Source organism: Mycobacterium gordonae, assembly GCF_017086405.1.
In the GTDB taxonomy this organism is placed as follows: Bacteria; Actinomycetota; Actinomycetes; order Mycobacteriales; family Mycobacteriaceae; genus Mycobacterium; species Mycobacterium gordonae_D.
Window position 1 is genome coordinate 4,076,669 of the sequence record NZ_CP070973.1, and the last position, 21,287, is coordinate 4,097,955.

The 21,287-nt window shown below is 67.1% G+C and carries 19 protein-coding genes and 2 pseudogenes; 11 read left to right on the plus strand and 10 right to left on the minus strand.

The window, feature by feature from the left end:
- Window positions 1-9 precede the first annotated feature (9 nt).
- Together JX552_RS17355 and JX552_RS17360 are read left to right on the plus strand one after the other, a co-directional pair.
- A complete protein-coding gene (locus tag JX552_RS17355; protein WP_205873269.1) occupies window positions 10-705 on the plus strand; it encodes a dienelactone hydrolase family protein in 696 nt (231 codons plus the stop codon).
- Entirely contained in the window at window positions 702-1,223 is a 522-nt protein-coding gene (locus JX552_RS17360) for a hypothetical protein (protein ID WP_205873270.1), read from the plus strand. Before JX552_RS17355 ends, JX552_RS17360 begins: the two co-directional genes overlap by 4 nt.
- 20 nt (window positions 1,224-1,243) lie before the next feature.
- Here JX552_RS17360 and JX552_RS17365 read toward each other — a convergent pair whose 3' ends face one another.
- Window positions 1,244-1,624 (minus strand): PPOX class F420-dependent oxidoreductase, encoded by a 381-nt coding sequence (locus tag JX552_RS17365; protein WP_205873271.1) that lies wholly within the window; start codon window positions 1,622-1,624, stop codon window positions 1,244-1,246.
- A gap of 247 nt (window positions 1,625-1,871) precedes the next feature.
- Between JX552_RS17365 and JX552_RS17370 the strand changes: the two are divergent.
- A pseudogene (locus tag JX552_RS17370) lies at window positions 1,872-1,991 on the plus strand (SDR family oxidoreductase); the annotation flags it as partial.
- A 16-nt stretch (window positions 1,992-2,007) separates the two neighbouring features.
- On the opposite strand, the gene cobN reads toward JX552_RS17370, so the two are convergent.
- Window positions 2,008-5,580 carry a cobaltochelatase subunit CobN gene (gene cobN / locus JX552_RS17375; RefSeq protein ID WP_205873272.1) on the minus strand — a complete coding sequence of 1,191 codons (3,573 nt, stop codon included), beginning with the start codon at window positions 5,578-5,580 and terminating at the stop codon, window positions 2,008-2,010.
- Window positions 5,581-5,635: 55 nt separating this feature from the next.
- On the opposite strand from cobN, the gene JX552_RS17380 reads away from it, so the two are divergent.
- On the plus strand, window positions 5,636-5,836 hold the full coding sequence (locus JX552_RS17380; RefSeq protein ID WP_205873273.1) for a hypothetical protein: 201 nt from the start codon (window positions 5,636-5,638) through the stop codon (window positions 5,834-5,836).
- Between the two features lie 2 nt (window positions 5,837-5,838).
- Here JX552_RS17380 and JX552_RS17385 read toward each other — a convergent pair whose 3' ends face one another.
- Window positions 5,839-7,380, minus strand: a complete 1,542-nt coding sequence (locus tag JX552_RS17385) for a molybdopterin-dependent oxidoreductase (RefSeq protein ID WP_431195863.1) — start codon at window positions 7,378-7,380, stop codon at window positions 5,839-5,841.
- A gap of 202 nt (window positions 7,381-7,582) precedes the next feature.
- Here JX552_RS17385 and JX552_RS17390 point away from each other — a divergent pair.
- The 3 genes and pseudogenes from JX552_RS17390 to JX552_RS17400 all read left to right on the plus strand — a co-directional run.
- Window positions 7,583-8,452: pseudogene (locus JX552_RS17390) on the plus strand (PE family protein); the annotation flags it as partial.
- A gap of 301 nt (window positions 8,453-8,753) precedes the next feature.
- On the plus strand, window positions 8,754-9,581 hold the full coding sequence (locus tag JX552_RS17395; protein WP_205873275.1) for an SDR family oxidoreductase: 828 nt from the start codon (window positions 8,754-8,756) through the stop codon (window positions 9,579-9,581).
- Window positions 9,550-10,476 (plus strand): oxygenase MpaB family protein, encoded by a 927-nt coding sequence (locus tag JX552_RS17400; RefSeq protein WP_205873276.1) that lies wholly within the window; start codon window positions 9,550-9,552, stop codon window positions 10,474-10,476. The genes JX552_RS17395 and JX552_RS17400 overlap by 32 nt, the downstream gene beginning before the upstream one ends.
- A gap of 7 nt (window positions 10,477-10,483) precedes the next feature.
- On the opposite strand, the gene JX552_RS17405 is transcribed toward JX552_RS17400, so the two are convergent.
- Both JX552_RS17405 and JX552_RS17410 read right to left on the minus strand, forming a co-directional pair.
- Window positions 10,484-11,938 (minus strand): flavin-containing monooxygenase, encoded by a 1,455-nt coding sequence (locus JX552_RS17405; RefSeq protein ID WP_277395993.1) that lies wholly within the window; start codon window positions 11,936-11,938, stop codon window positions 10,484-10,486.
- 492 nt (window positions 11,939-12,430) lie between these two features.
- Window positions 12,431-13,105, minus strand: a complete 675-nt coding sequence (locus JX552_RS17410; RefSeq protein WP_205878516.1) for an alpha/beta hydrolase family protein — start codon at window positions 13,103-13,105, stop codon at window positions 12,431-12,433.
- Window positions 13,106-13,204: 99 nt separating this feature from the next.
- Between JX552_RS17410 and cobG the strand changes: the two genes are divergently transcribed.
- From cobG to JX552_RS17425, 3 genes are read left to right on the plus strand one after another with little or no spacing between them, the layout of a single operon-like run.
- Entirely contained in the window at window positions 13,205-14,296 is a 1,092-nt protein-coding gene (cobG, locus tag JX552_RS17415) for a precorrin-3B synthase (RefSeq protein WP_205873277.1), read from the plus strand.
- Between the two features lie 9 nt (window positions 14,297-14,305).
- Window positions 14,306-14,932 (plus strand): precorrin-8X methylmutase, encoded by a 627-nt coding sequence (locus JX552_RS17420; RefSeq protein ID WP_205873278.1) that lies wholly within the window; start codon window positions 14,306-14,308, stop codon window positions 14,930-14,932.
- Window positions 14,929-16,395 (plus strand): precorrin-2 C(20)-methyltransferase, encoded by a 1,467-nt coding sequence (locus tag JX552_RS17425; RefSeq protein WP_205873279.1) that lies wholly within the window; start codon window positions 14,929-14,931, stop codon window positions 16,393-16,395. The genes JX552_RS17420 and JX552_RS17425 overlap by 4 nt, the downstream gene beginning before the upstream one ends.
- Here JX552_RS17425 and bla read toward each other — a convergent pair.
- The 5 genes from bla to dprE2 form a co-directional block, all read right to left on the minus strand.
- A complete protein-coding gene (gene bla / locus JX552_RS17430; protein WP_205878517.1) occupies window positions 16,392-17,279 on the minus strand; it encodes a class A beta-lactamase in 888 nt (295 codons plus the stop codon). The genes JX552_RS17425 and bla overlap by 4 nt on opposite strands.
- 157 nt (window positions 17,280-17,436) lie before the next feature.
- The gene (locus tag JX552_RS17435) at window positions 17,437-18,162 is read right to left on the minus strand and encodes a cobalt-precorrin-6A reductase (protein WP_205873280.1); all 726 of its coding nucleotides are present in this window, start codon (window positions 18,160-18,162) and stop codon (window positions 17,437-17,439) included.
- Complete coding sequence (gene cobM, locus JX552_RS17440; RefSeq protein ID WP_205873281.1) at window positions 18,162-18,917, minus strand: precorrin-4 C(11)-methyltransferase; 756 nt, start codon at window positions 18,915-18,917, stop codon at window positions 18,162-18,164. Before cobM ends, JX552_RS17435 begins: the two co-directional genes overlap by 1 nt.
- The gene (gene cbiE, locus JX552_RS17445; RefSeq protein WP_205873282.1) at window positions 18,914-20,086 is read right to left on the minus strand and encodes a precorrin-6y C5,15-methyltransferase (decarboxylating) subunit CbiE; all 1,173 of its coding nucleotides are present in this window, start codon (window positions 20,084-20,086) and stop codon (window positions 18,914-18,916) included. Before cbiE ends, cobM begins: the two co-directional genes overlap by 4 nt.
- On the minus strand, window positions 20,083-20,832 hold the full coding sequence (gene dprE2 / locus JX552_RS17450) for a decaprenylphospho-beta-D-erythro-pentofuranosid-2-ulose 2-reductase (RefSeq protein ID WP_205873283.1): 750 nt from the start codon (window positions 20,830-20,832) through the stop codon (window positions 20,083-20,085). The genes cbiE and dprE2 overlap by 4 nt, the downstream gene beginning before the upstream one ends.
- Window positions 20,833-20,867: 35 nt before the next feature.
- On the opposite strand from dprE2, the gene JX552_RS17455 reads away from it, so the two are divergent.
- The gene (locus JX552_RS17455) at window positions 20,868-21,275 is read left to right on the plus strand and encodes a F420-dependent biliverdin reductase (RefSeq protein ID WP_055579687.1); all 408 of its coding nucleotides are present in this window, start codon (window positions 20,868-20,870) and stop codon (window positions 21,273-21,275) included.
- Window positions 21,276-21,287 lie beyond the last annotated feature (12 nt).

Sequence of the window (21,287 nt, forward strand, 5' to 3'; positions counted from 1 at the left end):
GATGACGCTATGACGACGATTGAGCTGAACACGCCTGCTGGACCGATTGATGCGCTGTTGAATGTTCCCTCGGCCGGGCAGGGAACGTGGCCGGGAGTGGTGATAGTCCACGACGCCATCGGCTACGGGCCGGACAACGAGGCGGTGTCCGAACGTGTGGCTCGAGCGGGCTATGTGGCGCTCACACCGAACCTGTATGCGCGGGGCGGCCGGGCGCGGTGCATCACCCGGGTGATGCGCGACGTGCTGACCAAGCACGGCCCCGCCATCGACGACGTGATGGCGGCCCGGGAGCATCTGCTCGGCCTACCCGAATGCTCCGGACGCGTCGGCATCGCCGGCTTCTGCATGGGCGGACAGTTCGCGCTTGTGCTGTCCACCAAGGGGTTTGGCGCCTCGGCCCCGTTCTACGGGACCCCGCTGCCGCGCAAGCTCAGTGAGACGCTGGACGGCGCGTGCCCGATTGTGGCGAGCTTCGGCCGCCGCGACCCGCTGGGCATCGGCGCGGCCGAGCGCCTGCGCAAAGTGACCACGGCCAAGAACATCACCGCCGACATCAAGTCCTACCCCGGCGCCGGGCACAGCTTCGCCAACCAACTGCCCGCCCAGCCGCTTTTGCGTGTCACCGGATTCGGCTACGACGACGCGGCCGCCGAAGACGCCTGGCGGCGGGTGTTCGCCTTCTTCGGCGAGCACCTGGGATGACGCCGATGCGGTGGGCCGCCGCAGCCTGCTCGGTTGCCCTGGCTGCTGCCGGGCTCGTGCCCGGGCAGGCCGGCGCCGAGCAGTTCACCCCCGCCGAGCAGCAGATCGTCTCGATGCTGCCGCCCGGCTACACCGCTTCCTCGTGCAAGCGGGCCACCAATGCGTTTCCTGCCGCCGTCGCCAGTCTGGACTGCGCCGATGATCTGCACTCCGAGACGCCGGACTATGCGCGCTTCACGCTCTACGACTCCTCCGACGCGCTGACTGCCGACTTTTTCACAAGCGCCGAGAACATGTTCGTGACGTCCTGCCCGGGCGGAAACGCCTCACCGGGCACGTGGAACTACGGACCGCAGTTGGCCAGCCCCGGCGGCAAGATCGTCTGCGGCACCGTCGAGGACCAGGCCGTCATCGCGTGGACCCGCGACTCGCAGCTGCTATTGGCCACGGTGAACGGCGGGCCCGACCTCGGCGATCTCTACCAGTGGTGGCAGCGTTACGGCGCCGAGACGGGTTAGCTCGCCGCCTCGAACTGCGACTATGCCACGCGCAGCTCGAGTCCGACGTTGTTCTCCATGCCGCCGCGTAGCGTGCTGAACAGTCTGAAGATCTTGCCGATGATGCCGTAGCGCTTGACGATCGCGTCATAGACGAGCTTCGTCTGCGACTTGTCGAGGATGGCTGCGGTGCCCTCGACGGCATCGCTCTTGGGGCGGCCGCGCATGTCACAGATGGCCAGTTGCACCCGTGGCGTATTACGAATCCGCTTGACCTTCCACGCTTTTCCTTCGGTGATGACCAGGAGGCGGTCGCCGTCGGCTGCGGCCCAGACGGGAACCGGCTTGGGCCGGCCGTCTTTGGTGAAGGTGGTGAGCAGGATGTATTGCGCTTTAGCCAGGTCGGCGAAGGAGGGGGTCACGTTGTCAACCTAGTGCCGCGGCGCGCCGTTGACATCTCCGCGCACCACCTCCTAAACGAAAATCTTTTTCACTCAACGTGCGTTCTGTCAACCGTCGTCACCGGACGTCAGGTGACTGCCAGCCCCGGGGACCTCCGCGACCGCATTGTGCGGTTCTGTGTGGGCGGGTTGGGTGTGGACCTTTAGCAAACAATTTCGTTGATGGATCTGGGCATTGCCGGTTCGACCGCGATGGACGTGATGGCACCTCGGCCGGGCCGGGCTGCCCGAGGAGATCGCGCCAATCACGGCGTATCTGGCGTCTCAGCGCTACGGCTACGTCACGGGTGCGACGGTGAACGTGGACGGCGGCTCCGATTTCGTGTGAAGCGACCCTGCGCGAGCTAACCCTCCAGGTCGCCCTCGGTCTCCAGCAGGACCTGGCGTAGTCCGTCGAGCGTGTCGGGCTGCGGCTCGGCCCACATACCGCGACCGGCCGCCTCCAGCAGCCGCTCCGCCATGCCGTGCAGCGCCCAGGGATTGGACTCGTCCATAAACTTGCGGTTCTCCGGGTCCAGCACATAGCGCTCGCTGAGTTGCTCGTACATCCAGTCGGCCATCACGCCGGCCGTCGCGTCGTAGCCGAACAAGTAGTCGACGGTCGCGGCCATTTCGAACGCACCTTTGTAACCGTGCCGGCGCATCGCGGACATCCAGCGCGGGTTGACCACACGGGCCCGGAATACGCGGGTCGTCTCCTCCGATAGGGTGCGGGTCCGGATGGCGTCGGGTCGGGTGTTGTCACCGATGTAGGCGGCCGGAGCCTGGCCGGTGAGCGCACGTACGGTGGCGACCATGCCACCGTGGTACTGGAAGTAGTCGTCGGAGTCGGCGATGTCGTGCTCGCGCGTGTCGGTGTTCTTGGCGGCCACCGCGATTCGGCGGTATTGGCGATTCATGTCGTCGACCGCTTCGCGGCCGTCCAGGTTGCGGCCGTAGGCGAATCCCCCCCAGGCGGTGTACACCTGCGCGAGGTCGGCGTCGTCGCGCCAGTTGCGGCTGTCGATCAGCTGCAGCAGCCCGGCGCCGTAGGTGCCCGGTTTGGAGCCGAAGATCCTTGTGGTGGCGCGCCGTTGGTCGCCGTGCTGGGCGAGGTCGGCCTGCGCGTGGGCGCGCACGTAGTTGTCCTCTTCCGGCTCGTCGAGCGCTGCGACGAGCCGGACCGCGTCGTCGAGCATGGTGACGACGTGCGGGAAGGCGTCCCGGAAGAATCCGGAGATCCGTACGGTGACGTCGATGCGCGGGCGCTCCAGCTCGGCCAGCGGAATGGCGGCGAGGTCGACGACACGTCGGGACGCGTCATCCCAGACTGGCCGCACCCCAAGCAGCGCAAGCACTTCGGCGATGTCGTCGCCGGCGGTGCGCATCGCCGAGGTGCCCCACACCGACAGGCCCACCGACTGTGGCCACTGCCCGTGATCGGCGCGGTAGCGTTGCAGCAACGAATCGGCAAGCGCCACGCCGGCTTCCCAGGCCAGCCGGGAGGGCACCGCCTTCGGGTCGACGGAGTAGAAATTCCGTCCGGTGGGTAGCACATTGACCAGTCCGCGCAACGGCGATCCCGAGGGTCCCGACGGGATGAACCGACCGTCGAGTGCCCGCAGCACCTGCTCGATCTCGGATGCAGTGCCGGCCAGGCGGGGCACCACCTCGGTGGCCGCAAAACGCAGCACCGCTGCGACGTCGGCGTCGTCGGTGAGACCGTCGACCGCCGCCGGGTCCCAGCCGGTTTCCTGCAGCGCCGCTACCAGCCCGCGTGCCGCGGCCTCCGCCTGGTCGACGGATAGCCGTTCGTCCGTGCCGTCCTCGGCCAGCCCGAGCGCTTGCCGCAAACCCGGCAACGCATGCGCGCCGCCGAACAGCTGGCGAGCTCGCAGGATGGCCAGCACCAGATCGAGTTCGCCCTCATCCGTTGGCTTTTGACCGAGGATGTGCAAGCCGTCGCGGATCTGCACGTCTTTGATCTCGCACAGCCAACCGTCGACGTGCAGCAGCATGTCGTCGAAGGTGTCTTCTTCCGGACGTTCGGTCAGGCCGAGGTCATGGTCCATCTTGGCGGCCCGGATCAGCGTCCAGATCTGCTGGCGGATGGCGGGCAGCTTGGCGGGGTCCAGCGCGGCGACGTTGGCGTGCTCGTCGAGCAGCTGCTCGAGACGTGCGATGTCGCCGTAGGTTTCGGCGCGGGCCATCGGCGGGATGAGATGGTCGACGAGGACCGCGTGCGCCCGGCGCTTGGCCTGGGTGCCCTCGCCTGGGTCGTTGACCAGGAACGGGTAGATCAACGGCAGGTTGCCCAGTGCGGCGTCCGACCCGCAGGCCGCCGACATGCCCAGCGTCTTACCTGGCAGCCATTCCAAATTTCCGTGCTTGCCCAGGTGCACGACGGCGTGTGATCCGAAGCCGGCATCCAACCAGTGGTAGGCGGCCAGATAATGGTGACTGGGCGGCAGGTCGGGGTCGTGGTAGATGGCGACGGGGTTCTCGCCGAATCCGCGGGGCGGCTGCACCATCAGCACTAGATTGCCTGATTGCATTGCGGCGATGACGATTTCGCCGTCGGGATCGTTGCTTCGGTCGACGAACAGCTCTCCGGGTGGGGGCCCCCAGTGCCGGGTTACCGCGTCGGTCAAATCGGTGGGCAGGGTGGCGAACCACTCGCGGTAGCCGGCAGCCGACACCCGGACCGGGTTGCCGGCCAACTGCGCCTCGGTGAGCCAGTCCGGGTCCTGTCCGCCCCGTTCGATCAGTGCGTGGATCAGCGCGTCGCCGTCGCCGGATTCGACGCCGGGCAGATCGCCCACCTGGTAACCCGCGTCGCGCATCGCCCGCAGCAAGGCGATCGCGCTGGCTGGGGTGTCGAGGCCGACGGCGTTACCGATGCGCGCGTGCTTGGTGGGGTAGGCCGAGAACACCAGCGCCACGCGCTTGTCTGCGGGAGCGACGCGCCGCAACCACGCGTGTCGGACCGCCAGGCCCGCCACCCGGTCGCAGCGCTCCGGGTCAGCGACGTAGGAGATCAATCCGTCGTCGTCAATCTCCTTGAACGAGAACGGGACTGTGATGATGCGGCCGTCGAACTCGGGCACCGCGACCTGGGTGGCGACGTCGAGTGGACTCAGTCCGTCGTCGTTGTCACTCCATTGTGCTCGGGAACTGGTCAGGCACAGTCCCTGCAGGATCGGAATATCCAGCGCTGCAAGGTGTTCGACGTTCCAACTGTCATCATCTCCCCCGGCCGACGCCGCCGCGGGTTTGACTCCCCCGGCCGCCAGCACGGTGACCACCATGGCGTCGGCCGACCGTAGGGTGTCCAGCAGCTCAGGCTCGGCGGTGCGCAGCGAGGCACAGTAGACCGGCAGCGCACGCCCGCCGGCCCGTTCGATCGCCTGGCACAGAGCCTCGACGTAGGCGGTGTTACCGGCCAGCTGCTGGGCGCGGTAGTAGAGCACCGCGATCGTCTGACCCGTCGTCGGAACCGACGGACGCTCCAACACCCCCCAGGTAGGGGTGGCCACCGGCGGCGTGAACCCGAACCCGGTCATCAGCACCGTGTCGGACAAGAACGCGTGCAATTGGCGGATATTGTCGACGCCCCCGTGAGCCAGGTAGATGTGCGTCTGCACCGCGATGCCGGCCGCGACCGTAGAGCGACCGGTCAGGTCGGCGTCTGCGGCCTGCTCGCCACTGACCAGCACGGTGGGCACGCCGCTGGCCAGCACGGTCTCGATGCCGTCCTCCCAGGCGCGGTAGCCCCCCAAGATCCGCACCACCACAATCGAGGCTTCGGCCAACAGGTCGGGGAGTTCGACATCGGACAGCCGCGCCGGGTTGGCCCACCGATAGTTCTTTTCACTGGACCGGGCGCTGATCAGGTCGGTATCGGATGTCGACAGCAGCAGGACGGTTGGCTCAACCACCCTTCATTCGTACAGCAGCGCCGTCGAGCTTCCGAATCAGCAGTAGGGTTCGGGTATGAGCAGGGCTTTCGTCGTCACCTTCGCGGTCGGGTTGATCATCGCTCTGTTCGGCCTGATCTGGAGTCTGCAGGGTTTCGGAGTGCTCGGCGGCAGCCCGATGAGCAACACCACCACGTGGTCCGTCATCGGTCCGATCACGGCCCTGATCGGCGCCGGCGTTGCCGTCTTCAGCTGGCGGAAACTGTCATCCAAATAGCCCTACTTCTCCGTTACGGAGAAGCTGACGGTGTGCCAGCCGGTCGCGCCATCGGGCACGGGATCAGTCTGCTGTTCCGTTTGGACAGCCCCGGTGTTGTCGATCGCCCGGACCGTGATGGTCTGCTTGCCAGGGGTTTTCGCGAGCCACGGAAAGCTCCATAACCGCCAGGTCTCGTTGGAATAGCTTGCGCCCAGTTCAGCGGGCCGCCATTCCCCGTCACCGATGCGGACCTCCACAGCCTGCACCCCGCGATTCTGCGCCCAGGCAACCCCGCCGAACACCACCGGCCCGAGCGGCACCTTCTGACCGCTTCTCGGCACGTCGATCCGGGACTCGTTTTTGACCGGCGCCTGCGCCGCCCAGCCCTGCCGCGTCCAGTAAGCCTGTGCTCTGTCGAATCGGGTCAGCTCCAGATCGACGACCCACTTGGTGGCCGACACGTAGCCGTAGAGTCCGGGCACCACCAGGCGGGCCGGATAGCCATGTTCGACGGGCAGCGGCTGACCGTTGAGGCCGACGGCCAGCAGCGCTTCCCGGCCATCGGTGAGCGCCTGCACCGGCGTGCCGGCGGTGAACCCGTCGACCGACGTCGAAAGCACCATGTCGGCGTCCTTGTGCACCCCGGCGGCGGCCAGCAGATCCGCCACCCGGTAACCCGTCCAGATCCCCGTCGAAATCAATTTCCCGCCAACAGGATTTGATACGCAGGTCAGCGTGGCCACCGTTTCGACGATGTCGAAGCGGGCGAGGTCGTCGAAGCTGTACGTGCTTTCACGGTCGACCATGCCGTGAATGCGAAGCCGCCAGTCGCCGTGACTGAGTTGAGGAACAACGAGTGCGGTGTCGATCCGGTAGAAGTCGGTGCTGGGTGTGATGAAGCGCGGCAGCGCAACACCTTTCGGTTGAACCTCTGCAGGTACGGGAGGTACCGATGACCTCGGTGTGGGTAGCACAAACGTCCTGCGGTCGGCAGCCACCGAATGTGCCAGCCGACCGATTACCGCACCGGCCACGCCGCTGACCACTCCGAATCCGAGCACGCCCAGAACGATCAACCTGCGCCTGCCGGCATCCGTCCGGTTAGTGCCCTCGTCCGGGGCATCGGTGCCGGGTTCGAGTCGACGGGTGAGCATCCGCAGGACCAGCACGCCGCAGGCGGCGCCCGCGATAGTCGGGATGGTGTGCAGTGCGGTCGCACCTTGCCGCGACAGCACGGCCGCACACCCGAGAAGACCGCCCGCGGCGATCACCGCGCTGCCAAGCGGTCGGCGCCGAGTTTCGAGGGTGCCGGCGATCGCCGCCAGAGTCGCGATCACCACAAGCACAACGACGGCCAGGAAGGGCTTGTCCAGGGTGCCGAGTGTCTGGATCGCCCACTCCTTGACGGGCCCCGGCGTGAGGTCGACGACGGCTGAGCCGACGGCGGTGCGCGCATCTGCCTGCCCGCCGAACGGGATGCTCGCGAGCTGGGCGACACCGAGTGCGACGGATGCGGCGGCGACCCCGGCAAGCATCCGCTCGTTCGACCGGGCGGCAACCATCGTCGCAACTTTACCCGCGCTGCGACCTGGATTCGAAACCTGTTGTAGCGCAATCGAATAGGCGGCTGAGCTGACCGGCGCCGCGGTACCGGCTCAACGTCGTGGAACAAATTGCGTCCAACCCACAGACATCAGGCCCAACCCGGCGTAATCTGCACATTCATCCGATTCACCGAGGCGTCAATGACGACGGAGGATAGTGATGTCGAACCTGTGGGCAATCCCGGACCTGTTGACCTCAACGGCAACGGATCTATCCGATCTCGGATCGGCGCTGACGCGAGCCAATGCGGCGACGTCGGCCCCCACCGCTGAACTGCTGCCCGCAGCCGCCGACGAAATCTCGGCGGCTATCACCTCGGTGTTCACCGACCACGCGCGGGCCTACCAAGTACTCAGCCGCCAGGCAGCGGCGTTTCACGACCAGTTCGTCCGGGTATTGAGCGCCGCGGCCGGCTCGTATGCGGCCGCGGAGGCGGCTAATGCCTCACCACTGCAGACCATGCTCGACAACGTGCTGGGTGTCGTCAATGCGCCCACCAACGCGCTGCTGGGACGCCCGCTGATCGGCAACGGCGCCGACGGCACGGCGGCCAGTCCTAACGGTGGGGCGGGTGGATTGTTGTTCGGCAATGGCGGCAACGGATTTTCCGCGACCACCGCCGGGGTGACCGGTGGCGCCGGCGGTGCCGCGGGGTTGATCGGCAACGGCGGCGCCGGCGGGGCCGGCGGAGTGGGCGCGCGCGGCGGAGCGGGCGGCGCAGGTGGATATCTGTCTGGCAACGGCGGGGCCGGCGGGGCCGGGGGCGCCGCCGCCCCGGCATTCGGTTCGAGCACACAGGGTGTCAACGGCGGGGCCGGAGGCGCCGGTGGCGCCGCCGGGTTGTGGGGTGCCGGTGGTGCGGGTGGTCGGGGCGGTAGCGGAGGAACGTACACCACGCCACTTCTCGGACAAACTATCCGTCTGGCCGACCTGGCGCTGGCCGGCGGTGACGGCGGTGATGGCGGACGCGGCGGTTGGCTGTACGGCGCAGGCGGAGCTGCCGGCCAGGGCGGAGCCGGCAGTCCGGGAGTGGCCCTCGTCAAAATCCCCGGCGGGGGTAGCCCCGTCGCTTTCACGTTCTCCGTCACCAACAATCTCGGCAGCACGGCTAACGTGAACCTGTTTGGCGTTGGAGCTTTCTCCTATACGCCTTCCGTCGTGCCACCACTACAGCCAGGTACCACCGCTTCTGTGTCAATAGCGGTCCCGTTGGGCTCGACCGGAGGCACCCTAAACGTGCTCTCCGATGTCCCGGGCCAGTCCGGCCATGCCGGCAACGCCGGCGCCCGCGGGTTGCTGGGCTAGATCCAGCGATCGGTAGCGTGAAGCGATGACATCCTCGGTTGCCGGAAAAGTCGTCGCTATCACCGGAGGCGCGCGCGGGATCGGCCTGGCCATCGCCACCGCCCTACACCGCGTGGGCGCCAAGGTGGCCATCGGCGATATCGACGAAGCCGCCGCCGACGAAGCGCGCGACAGGCTGGGTTTGCCGCTGGCGTTGAAGTTGGACGTCACCGATCGGCCCTCGTTCACCGAGTTCCTCGACACAGTGGAGAACCGACTCGGGCCACTGGACGTTGTGGTCAACAACGCCGGCGTGATCACGGTGGGCAGCGCGGTCGAAGAAGCCGACGACGCCACCCGGCGCCTTTTCGACGTGAACGTCCACGGCGTCATCCTCGGCACCAAACTTGCGGCGCAACGGATGCTGCCCCGGCGCCGCGGACACGTCGTCAACATCGGGTCGCTGGGCAGCGTGCTCCCCACCGAAGGCATCGCAACCTATTGCGCCACAAAGCACGCCGTGCTCGGCTACACCGACGCCGTCCGCATGGAGAACCGGGGCAAGGGCGTGCACTTCACGGTGATCATGCCGACGCTGACCAACACCGACATGGTCGCCGGTGTCGGGCATGCCAAAGGCTTCAAGAACGCCGAACCCGAAGACGTTGCACGGGCGGTCGTCGGCGTGATCGAAAAGCCGCACCCGCGGGTCGCTATACCCCGCTCGTTGGGTCTTACGGTGTGGGCGCAGCGCCTCATGCCGCTGGGTGTCGCCGAAGCGCTCGGCCGTGCCCTGGGTTCCGGGCGGGTATTCACCAGCGACCTACAACGCGACCAGCACGATGTCTATACCCGGCGGACCGGACTGGCGTGAGCCTGTGGTGAGCACACGCATCGATTTGGGCCCGACGTCGCTGTTGTGGCGCTGGGCGGGTGACATGCGGATCGCCTTCGAGGGCGGTACGGCCGGGCTGATGCAGACGATGCATCCCGCCATCGGCCAGGGTCTCATCGACCACTCGAACTTCTTCGACGATCCGGTCGACCGGGTGTTCCGTTCGCTGCCAGGCATTCTCGGCACCATCTATGACGGAGCCGAAGCGAACGAGACCGGACACAGGGTGCGCGATTTCCACCGGGAGATCAAGGGGCAGTTGCCCGACGGGCAGCGGTATCACGCGTTGAAGCCGGAGACGTACTGGTGGGCGCACGCCACCTTCCAGGTGATGGTGCACCGACTCGCCGAGTACTGGGATGTGCACCGGCTCACCGATCGCGAGCGCGAGCAGCTCTACCAAGAGGGCTGCGAATGGTATCGACGATATGGCATTTCCGAATCGGTGCTGCCCCCGACTTTGATCGAGTTCAACCGGGAATATCAGCGCTACTGCGCCGAGGTGCTGCAGCCGAACGCGGCGTCGGACTTTCTGATCGAGTTCATCCAGCGCACGGCGATCCCCGACATGAGTGCCTCGCCGGACTATCCGAGCACTCCCCTGCTGAAACCGATCATGGACGCTCTGCTGCCCACCATGCCCGTCCGCACCGCGCTTGCTCCGCCCATGCGCCTGGTGATCTTCGGTGGCCTGCCGCCAATTGTGCGCGAGCGGTTCGGGATTGGTTGGTCCGGCGTCGACGAGACCAGTTACCGCGCGGTGCGCGCGACCATCAGACAGGGTTGGCGCGCCATACCCGCAGCGCTGAAATGGCACGATGCGGCCCGTAAGGGCTGGTTGCGGGAACTGGGCAGCGTCCCCCGCCGCCTGTAGTCGACGTTCAGGCTGTCCGCACGTCGAAATCGGCGAGCTCGGGGTGACGCAGCAGTTCATGGTGAGTCTCCGGCGTCCACGGGAACAGCTCCGGCAACCCGTCCTTGCCCAGATACCAGCTGTTGCAGCCACTGACCCAGATCGTTTGCGGCATAGCGGCTTTCATGTCTTCGTTGTACTGCTTGGTAGCTGCCTCGGAGGGCGCGGCGGCAACGACCCGGCCGGCGCGCAGCTGCTCGATCCACCACATGACGTAGTCCGCCTGATCCTCGGCGATCGGAATCAGCGACTGGTTGCCGATCGGCGAGTGCGGTCCGATCATCATGAACAGATTGGGGAATCCCGGTACCGCGATGGACCGGTAGGCCCTCGGACCGTCGGCCCAGGCCTCGTCCAAAGTGAGCCCACCTTCACCGATGATCTCCATCGGCCGCACATAGGCCCGGGCGTCGAACCCGGTGGCGAACACCAGCAGATCCAATTCGTGCAGGATGCCGTCGGCGGTGACGATGCCGCGCGCCTCGATGTGGTCGATCGGCTCGGTGATGATGTCGACACCTGGCTGCTGCACCGACCGGTAGAAGCGCCCGGCCATCACCTGCCGCTTGCACATCGGCTGGTAGTTCGGCGTGAGTTTGGCGCGCAACTCTGGATCCCGCACTGAAAGCCGCAGGTTCCACCGACATTCGGCAGTGGCGAGCCGGCGTTGCCAGCCCGGCTGGATCGGGGCGCGGCCGAACACCAAACGGAAGAACCATCCCCAGAACAGGTACGGCAACCGGTTCAGGGCTGTGAATCGTGTCAGCATCTTCTGGGTAAGCTTGGAATAGCGGGGGTTGGGCAACGGGTAGATCCATTGCGCGGTGCGCTGAAAGACCTTGAGTTGACGCACCTTGCCGCCCAGCTCCGCGGTGATCTGCACACCGGTGGAACCGGTCCCGATCAGGCCGATCCGCTTGTCCGGCAACGATACCGAGTGATCCCAGCGCGAGGAGTGGAACGCCGGCCCGGCGAAGGTGTCGCGTCCGGGAATGTCCGGATAGCGCGGCACCCGCAGCACTCCGGTGGCGGTGACCAGGACATCGAAAGTCTGCTCGCCGTCGGGGGTGGTGAGCCGCCACTTCCCGTCGTCGTACTCGGCCCGGGTGATGGTGCTGCCGAACCGGATGTGCGGACGAATGCCCCGTTCGTCGGCCACCTGCTGGAAGTACTGCTGAATCTCCCCTCCCGGTGGTAGCCAGTGCGACCAATTCGGGTTGGGTCGAAACGAATACGAGTAGTAGCGTGACGGAACGTCACACGTGAGCCCGGGATAGGTGTTGTCGCGCCACGTGCCGCCGACGTCGTCGGCCTTCTCGAAGATGGTGAACGATTCGATGTCCGCGTCCTGCAGCTTGGCTGCCATACAGATACCGGACATTCCGGCGCCGATGATCGCGACCTTCAGTGCACGCTGCTTCACGACAGCCTCCCCGTGTTTCGCTGACGTGCACGTTACGCCGATCGGGCCGGCGTACCCAGAGATTCGCGGGTTCGGCCGCCGTCATCACCCGGTTGTCGGCAAGCGTTGTTGATCTGGATCCACACGGGCGGCGGTCTGCCAGGCCACACGCACCTTCTTGGCGGCGGCGCCGGTGAACCGGCGTGTCAGGCCGCGGCCCCCGCGCTGCAGGCAGTCCCGCAGACCGTGGCCTCGATGGCGGCGACCGTCATGCCCTAAATCGGGTTGAAGCCGCACACCGCGTCTTCGAGAACCAGCAAACCGTCGAAAGTTTGGTCCATCCTGTCCTAGCGCCGCCAACGATTGCAGGTCACCCGATGGTGCACGACGTCGCCGACTGGCTCGGCCCGACCCAACGCCGTTGACCACCTCTGGCACCAGTTCGGCTGCGTAAGAGAGGATCTCGGCGAAGTCATGGGGCGGATCGAGACCTGCTCTTAGCGTAGTCGACTACTAAACTTCGGGGCGGGCAAGCACTGCGATGCGCGCCGCGACCTCCCGCGTCACCCGTTGCGCCTGGTCGCCGTCACCCGACACGTAGCGGTCAGCGACCGCGTCATACTCGGCACCGGCGATCGTCCCGTGATCAGCCGTCAGCCCCAGCAGGTCCACCGGCCAGCCGACGTTCTCGAGCGCCGCGGCGAACCTGCGACTGGCGCTGACCGGGACCACGTCGTCAGCCAACCCGTGCAACAAGGTGAACGGCGCGCCGATGTGGTCAGCGGACACGAGTTCTGTCACCGGTATTCCGGAAATCGGGTCGTTCGCCATGAAGGCTCCGGCGAGGCACACAGTGTGGGAGATCTCCACGTTGTGGTGCTGCGCATCCAGGGTCAGGCCCGCTGCGGCAGCGCCACCCAAGGACCATCCGACGAGCAGGATTGCGCCCGTAGCCCGCTCGCGGGCGAAGTCGACCGATCGCAGCAGGTCGGCGCGTCCGCCGTCGTCGGCGTGAGAATTCCAGTCCGGCACCACCACGGCGGCGCCATAATCGGCCAATGTCGCGGCCAGCGGCCGGACGGCGGCGCGGGCGTCGCTCTGCATGCCATGCCACACCAGAATCGTCGGTCGCGCCGGATCGCCGAAGACATCGGCCAGGCGCCCTGGGGCATACTCCACCGTTCGCACAGGCATCGGTGTGCCCGCGGGGCGGGTCGTCAAACCCCGATCGGTCACGCTGGGTTTGGCCGTACCGCCGGGCTGCTTGCCGGTCAGTAGCCTGGACGGGTGGCCAGAATCCGCGACTCCGACGCCTGCCCGGGAGCGTTGCAGGTGCATGAAGCTGCGGATGGAGCGCTGGTGCGGGTGCGAGTGCCGGGCGGCATGCTCTCTGCCGGCCAGTTGGCGACGCTGGCACGCATCTCAAGTGAATTCGGGTCGGCGACGTTAGAACTCACGGGGCGGGGCAATGTGCAGTTGCGGGCCGTCGCCGATGTCGTGCGAGTCGCCGAGGCGATCGCCGGGGCTGGACTGCTGCCGTCGGCCACCCACGAACGCGTACGCAACATCGTGGCGTCGCCGCTATCCGGCCGCGTCGGAGGCAATGTCGACCTGCGACCGTGGATCGGTGAACTGGACGCGGCGATCTGCGCCGAACCCCGACTGGCCCAACTGGGCGGCCGGTTCTGGTTCAGTCTCGACGATGGCCGCGGCGACGTCTCGGGTTTGCACGCCGATGTGGGCGTTCACGTGTTCCCCGACGGCCCGGTATTGCTGTTGGCGGGCCGGGATTCGGGCGTGCGGGTCACCGACGTCTGTCAGAGCCTGGTCGACGCGGCGCTGCGATTTCTCGATGTGCGGGGAAATGCCTGGCGGGTAACCGAATTGAACAACCCCGGTGATCTGGCGCCGGGGGCCGTTCCGGGTGCCGAATTCCCTCCCTCCGGCAGGGCGCCGGTGGGCTGGATTCCGCAGGACGACGGCCGCGTCACCTTGGGAGCGGCCGTGCCGCTCGGAATTCTTCCCGCCCGGGTCGCCGAATTCTTGGCCGCCATCGAGGCGCCCCTGGTGATCACGCCCTGGCGGTCGGTGCTGGTGTGTGACCTCAGCGAGGAGGTCGCCGATACCGTGCTGCGGGTGCTGGCGCCATTGGGCCTGATCTTCGACGAGAACTCCCCGTGGCTGTCCGTCAGCGCGTGCACCGGCAGCCCCGGCTGCGCCCACTCCGCCGCCGACGTCCGGGCCGATGCAGCGCAGGCGCTCGACGCCGACCACCCGGTGCACCGGCACTTCGTCGGGTGTGAACGCGCATGCGGCAGCCCGGTGTCCGGTGAGGTATTGGTCGCCACCGGCACGGGTTACCGGCTGCTGAGGTCTTAAGGTGAGCGGGTGCTCGACTACATCCGCGATGCTGCGGAGATCTACCGGCAGTCGTTCGCGACCATCCGCGCCGAAGCCGACCTCAGCCGATTTCCCGCCGATGTCGAACGCGTGGTGGTCCGCCTGATCCACACCTGCGGGCAGGTCGACGTCGCTGACCACGTCGCCTTCACCGACGACGTCGTCACCAGGGCGCGTGCCGCTTTGCGGGCAGGCGCGCCGGTGCTGTGCGACTCGTCGATGGTGGCCGCCGGGATCACCAGGGCGCGGCTGCCGGCCGGCAACGAGGTGGTGTCGTTGGTGGCCGATCCGCGCGCGGCCGGTTTGGCCGTCGAGCAAGGAACCACCCGTTCGGCCGCCGCGGTGGACGTATGGGCGGAGGAGCTGGATGGGGCGGTCGTCGCCATCGGCAACGCACCGACCGCACTGTTCCGCCTGCTGGAGCTCGTCGACGACGGCGTTCGGCCGCCGGCGGCCGTGCTGGGCGGACCGGTCGGTTTCGTCGGCTCCGCCCAATCCAAGCAGGAACTCATCGCACGCCCGCGCGGGATGGCGTATCTGCTGGTGCAGGGCCGTCGCGGCGGCAGTGCCATGGCCGCCGCAGCCGTCAACGCGATAGCGACCGAACGCGAATGACGGGCACGTTATGGGGGGTCGGGCTGGGGCCCGGTGATCCGGAGCTGGTGACCGTCAAGGCCGCCCGGCTCATCGGCGAAGCGGACGTGGTCGCCTACCATAGCGCCCGTCACGGCCGCAGCATCGCGCGCGGCATTGCCGAACCGTATCTACGGCCGGGTCAGATCGAGGAGCACCTGGTGTACCCGGTGACCACCGAGACGACCGACCATCCCGGCGGTTATTCCGGTGCGCTCGAGGACTTCTACGTCGCAGCCACCGAACGAATCGCCGCACACCTGGCCGCCGGTCGCGACGTGGCACTGTTGGCCGAGGGTGACCCGCTGTTCTACAGCTCCTACATGCATCTGCACACCCGCCTAACGCAGCGATTCAAAGCCGTGATCGTCCCGGGCGTGACGTCGGTGAGCGCCGCCTCAGCCGCTGTCGCCACTCCCCTGGTGGCCGGCGACGAGGTGCTCTCGGTGTTGCCGGGCACGCTGCCGGTAGCCGAGTTGACTCGCCGGCTTGCCGATGCCGACGCCGCGGTCATCCTCAAACTCGGCCGTTCCTATCGCAATGTACGCGAAGCGCTTTCGGCTAGCGGGCAGCTCGATGACACGTTCTACGTGGAGCGGGCGAGCACCCCGGGCCAGCGCGTACTGCCCGCCGCCGAGGTCGACGAGACCGGCGTGCCGTACTTTTCGTTGGCCATGCTGCCGGGTGGACGGCGCCGATCGGGGGTTGCCGGCACGGTTGCCGTGGTGGGTCTCGGGCCCGGCGGCACAGAGTGGATGACACCGCAGAGCCGACGCGAACTCGCCGGGGCAACAGACCTGATCGGCTACGCCGGGTATCTGGATCGGGTTCCGGTGCGCGACGGGCAACGCCGTCACGCCAGCGACAACACCGACGAACCGGCCCGGGCCCGGCTGGCGTGTTCGCTGGCCGAGCAGGGGAACGCCGTGGCGGTGGTGTCCTCCGGCGACCCGGGCGTGTTCGCGATGGCCACCGCGGTGTTGGAGGAGGCCAAACAGTGGCCGGATGTGCAGGTTCGGGTGATACCGGCGATGACGGCCGCTCAGGCGGTGGCCAGCCGGGTGGGCGCGCCGCTAGGGCACGACTATGCGGTGATCTCGCTGTCGGACCGGCTCAAGCCGTGGGACGTCATCGCCGCGCGCCTGTCGGCTGCGGCGGCCGCCGATTTGGTGCTAGCTGTGTACAACCCGGCATCGAAGTCGCGGACCTGGCAGGTGGGCGCGATGCGGGATCTGCTGCTGGGCCATCGCGAACCGGGCACGCCGGTGGTGATCGGCCGCAACGTGTCCGGACCGGATGAGGAGGTGCGGGTGGTGCGGCTGGCCGACCTGAACCCCGCCGATGTTGACATGCGCTGCCTGCTGATCATCGGTTCGTCCCAGACCCAGTGGCATGCAAGCGATTCCGGTGATCGGGTGTTCACGCCGCGACGCTATCCGGGCTAGCTCTGCAAAGCCGTGGCCACGATGCGTGCGGCGTCGGCGACGAACGCCTCGTTGGGTTGTGCGTCGTATCCGCCGCCGATGATGTCGGTGTAGATCGCGACGACGTGCGGCACACCGGCCGGCGACCACACCACGCCGACATCATTGGCCCGTCCATAGTCGCCCGAACCGGTCTTGTCGATCACCTTCCAGTCGGCGGGAAACGCGGCGCGGATCCGCTTGGCACCGGTGGTGTTGCGGGCCATCCAATCGGTCAGCATCGTCCGCTTGTCGGGCGGTAGTGCGTCGCCGAGGACGAGTTGCCGGACCACAACGGCGATTGCCTGCGGAGTGGTCGTGTCGCGCTCGTCGTTCGGCGGGTCTCGATTGAGTTCGGGCTCGAGCTGGTCCAGCCGACTGGTGTTGTCGCCCAGGCTGCGCAGGTAATCGGTGAACCCCGCAGGTCCGCCGACCTGCGTGAGCAACAGGTTGGCCGCGGTGCCGTCGCTGTAGCGGACGGCAGCGTCGCACAACTGTCCGACGGTCATTCCGGTGTCGACATGCTGCTCGGTCACCGGTGAGGTCGAGTTGATGTCCGCTTTGGTGAAACTGACCGTCATGTCGAGATGGGCGAGCGGATACTGGTGCAACACCGCGGCCGCCAACGGCGCCTTGAACGTGGAGCAGAACGCGAACCGCTCGTCGGCCCGGTGGGCAATCGGTGCCGTCGTGCCGCTGGCAGGCACATACACGCCCACCCGGCCACCGTAACGCCGCTCCAGCGGGGCGAACTGTGCCGACAGGTCCCGCGGCTGCACCGACGTGGATGTCGATGCCGCGGCGTGTTTGTCAGCGCCCGACGGAGAACAGCCGGCCAACGGCAACAGTGCCGCCACTGCCAGCATTTCACGTCGCCCGAATCCGCCGTTCTCCCGCAAAGCCACGCCGCAGTATCACACACAGCTCTCGGCGCAGCCGTGTTCCAGTCCGGGCGCTTAGTTGTGCAAGTCACACCCGTTCGGCCGTCACGTTCAGCTTTACCGCGGTTTCGAGGATCTTCGTTCAGCGGATTTCGGTGACCCAGCGTGCAGCTGCGGCCACGGTGTCGACCGTCCTGGCTCCCTGCGGCAGCGGGGGTCGGGCCACCATGATCACCGGAACATGAAGTGCCGTAGCGGCATCCACCTTGCCGCGGGTCATCTCACCGCCGCTGTTCTTAGTGACCAGCGCGTCGATGCGGTGCGCCTCAAGCAACCTCAGCTCGTCGTCGTATGCATAGGGTCCACGGGACAACAGGAGTTGGTGGTGACGTGGCATGACTTGGTCTTCTGGTGCGGTGACGGCGCGGATCAGAAACCACGCATCGCTGTCGGCGAATACGCTCACCCCAGAGCGTCCGGTAGTCAGGAAAATCCGCGAATAACGCTGCTGCGCTACTTCTTTCGCGGCGTCCAGGTCTGAAGCAACGACTGTGGCCGCGGCCGGGTCCCACGGCGGGCGGACCAGCACCAGATGCGGAATATGCAGTGCGGCGCACACTTGCACGGCGTGGGCGGTCATGGTTGCCGCGAACGGATGGGTGGCGTCGACGACGGCCTCGATGCGTTCGTCCTGCAACCACCGGCGCAGCCCGTCGATTCCACCGAATCCGCCGATACGCACCGGACCCACCGGCAAGGCGGGGTCGGGGACTCGGCCGGCCAGCGAGCTGACGATGTCGAATTGAGGATGAAGGGCTTTTGCCAGCGCCCGCCCCTCAGCGGTGCCGCCGAGCAGCAGCACCCGCATCAGTGTGCGCCTCCCCGCCGCCGTGCGATCGAGTACAGATAACTGTCGGTGAACCCTTCGGCGCCGAGCACGTCACCGACGATGATGACGGCAGTCTTGGTGACCTTCGCCTCGCGCATCTGCCCGGGGATATCTGCCAAGGTGCCGCGCAGCACGATCTCCTGCGGCCAGCTCGCGAAAGCCACTACAGCTGTAGGTGTTTCGGGGCCGTAGCCGCCACCAAGCAGCTTGGGAACGATATTGTCGATCTGCGCAGCGGCCAGGTACAGGACGAGGGTGGCACCGGATCGGGCGAGCACGGTGAGGTCTTCGCCGGGCGGCATCGGGGTGGACAGGGTCGACACCCTGGTCAGGGTGACAGTCTGCGCAACGCCGGGGACGGTGAGTTCCCGTTTCAGCGCGGCGGCTGCGGCGGAGAAAGCCGTTACCCCCGGCACGATCTCATAGTCGATACCCAAGACGTCCAGGCGCCGGCACTGTTCGGCGAGTGCGCTGTAGAGCGACAGGTCGCCGGAGTGTAACCGCGCCACGTCGTGGCCGGCCGCGTCGGCTTGGGCGAGCTCGGTGATGATCTCATCTAACGTCAGGGGCCCGGTGTCGACGATCTTGGCATCGGAGGCGCATTGCGCGAGCAGGTCTTTGGGCATGATGGAGCCCGCGTAGAGACACACCCGGCAGCGCTGCAGGAGCCGGTGGCCGCGCACGGTGATCAGATCGGCGGCGCCCGGGCCGGCACCGATGAAGTAAACCGTCACTGCTTGGTCACCGACCACTGCGTCACGGGGTATTGCGGTCGCCACCCGGTAAAGCCGCCAAGCGGTTCACCCTGGTAATGCTGAAACCGCCGGAGCTTGCCGCCGCGCAAGGCATAGTGCTGCGCCAGAACGGCTTCGGATTCAGCCGTCACCGCGTTGGCTACCAGGCGCCCGCCTGCGGACAAGTGATCCAGGCAGGCGTCGAGCAGTCCCGGGCGGGTTACACCACCGCCCACGAAAATTGCCGAGGGGTGCGCCGCTCCGGTGAAGTGATCTGGCGCTGCGCCGCGCACCTCGACGCTGACGCCGCTGGCCGCGGCGTTGAAGCCGATATTGAGCCGGCGCCGTTCGTCGTTTTCGAACGCCACCGCGGTGCAACCAGGCGCGCTGCGGCACCACTCGACGGCGATGCTGCCCGCACCCGCGCCGACATCCCACAATCGCTGGCCCGGCCGAGCGTTCAGGGTCGCCAGCGTCAGCGCCCGGACGCCATGTTTGGTGATCTGCCCGTCGTGGATGAACGCGTCGTCGGGCAACGACGCCGTGCGGTCTTCGGGCAGGTAGCGAATCGCGATCACATTCAGATCGTCGATGTCGCCAGGTGCCGTGTGCGCCCATTGCCGTGCGGTGCCGCCGCGGCGGCGCTCGTTTGGTGCGCCGAGAAGTTCCAGCACGGTGAACTCCGAGTCGCCGCGTCCATAGGCGTCCAGCGCCGTCGCCAGCGCCTTGGGTGTGTCCTTGTTGCGCGCCAGCACGATCGCCTGTCCGCCGCGGCGGATCGCGGTGTGCGGCTCAGCCGTGACCAGGCTGATCACGTCGGTCTCGTGGACGTTCCAGCCCAGTCGGGCACAGGCCAGGGTGATCGACGAAACGTGCGGCAGAACACGGACCTTGTCCGCGCCGAACAGGCGGACCAGTGTGCCGCCGATGCCATGCAGCAGCGGATCGCCGCTGGCGACGATGTGAATGTCTGGGCCGTCAGCCGACAGCGCCTGTAGTGCCGGCAACATGGGTGACGGCCACTCCCGTCGCGGCGCTTCAATGGTGTCGTCGACGAGCTCGAGCTGCCGCTTCGAGCCGTAAATTACGGTAGCACTTCGTAATTCGGACTTGGATGCCGCGGAAAGCCCAGGCGTGCCGTCTGCGCCGATGCCGACCACGATGATCATCGGGGCATCCTGCGCCAGATGCGCTGCGGCAGCAGCCGCAGTGTGAAGAACATGGGCCGCAGCGCCCATGGTATCCAGACAGTGCGTCGCCCCTTGGCCAGCGCCCGCGTTGTGGCGGCGGCGACTTCTTCGGGGGTACTGGACAGCGGCGCCGGCGTCATTCCTTCCGTCATACGCCCAATCACGAATCCCGGTCGCGCAATCAACAACCGCACCCCACTTCCGTGCAGTGCGTCGGCCAACCCGTTGGCGAAACCGTCCAGGCCCGCCTTGGCCGAACCGTAGACGTAATTGGCGCGGCGCACCCGCACCCCGGCAACCGAAGAGAACACCACTAAGGACCCTTGTCGAGCGGAGCGCATGGCCGAGGCCAGATGCGTGAGCAGACTGACCTGGGCGACGTAATCGGTGTGCACGATTTCGACGGCGTGGGCTGCATCGTGTTCGGCGCGGCCTTGGTCCCCGAGGATCCCGAAGGCCAGGACCGCGGTGCCGATCGGACCGTGGTCGGCGATGAGCGCCTGCACCAGTGGGCCGTGCGAGGCGACGTCATCAGCGTCGAATTCCAGGGTGTGCACGGCTTCGGCTCCCGCGCCGAGGAGCGCGGACTTCTGGTGCTCCAGCTGGCTGGAGTTGCGCGCCGCCAGCACCACGATCGCTCCCGGCGCCAGCCGCCGCGCGAGTTCAATGCCGATCTCGCTGCGACCGCCGAAAATTACCAGCGGACCAACGCGGGTGTCGTCCACGGCTGTGATTATGACCTGCGCTAGCGTGAAGGGCGATGGCCAAGACCACGACCCGTCTCACCGACGATGCGCTGGCGTTCCTTTCCGAACGCCATCTGGCCATGTTGACCACGCTGCGCACCGACAACTCCCCGCATGTAGTGGCCGTGGGCTTCACTTTCGACCCCAAGACCCATATTGCCCGGGTGATCACCACCGGAGGTTCTCAGAAGGCTCTCAACGCTGAGCGAGCCGGAGTCGCGGTGCTCAGCCAGGTGGACGGGGCGCGGTGGCTCTCTCTGGAGGGCCGGGCGTTGGTGAATAAGGAACTTGACGCGGTGCGCGACGCCGAGCTTCGTTATGCCCAGCGCTATCGGACGCCCCGCGCCAATCCCCGGCGGGTAGTAATCGAGGTCCAGATCGAGCGGGTACTGGGCTCGTCGGATCTGCTGGACCGGGGCTAGCTTTCGCGACGC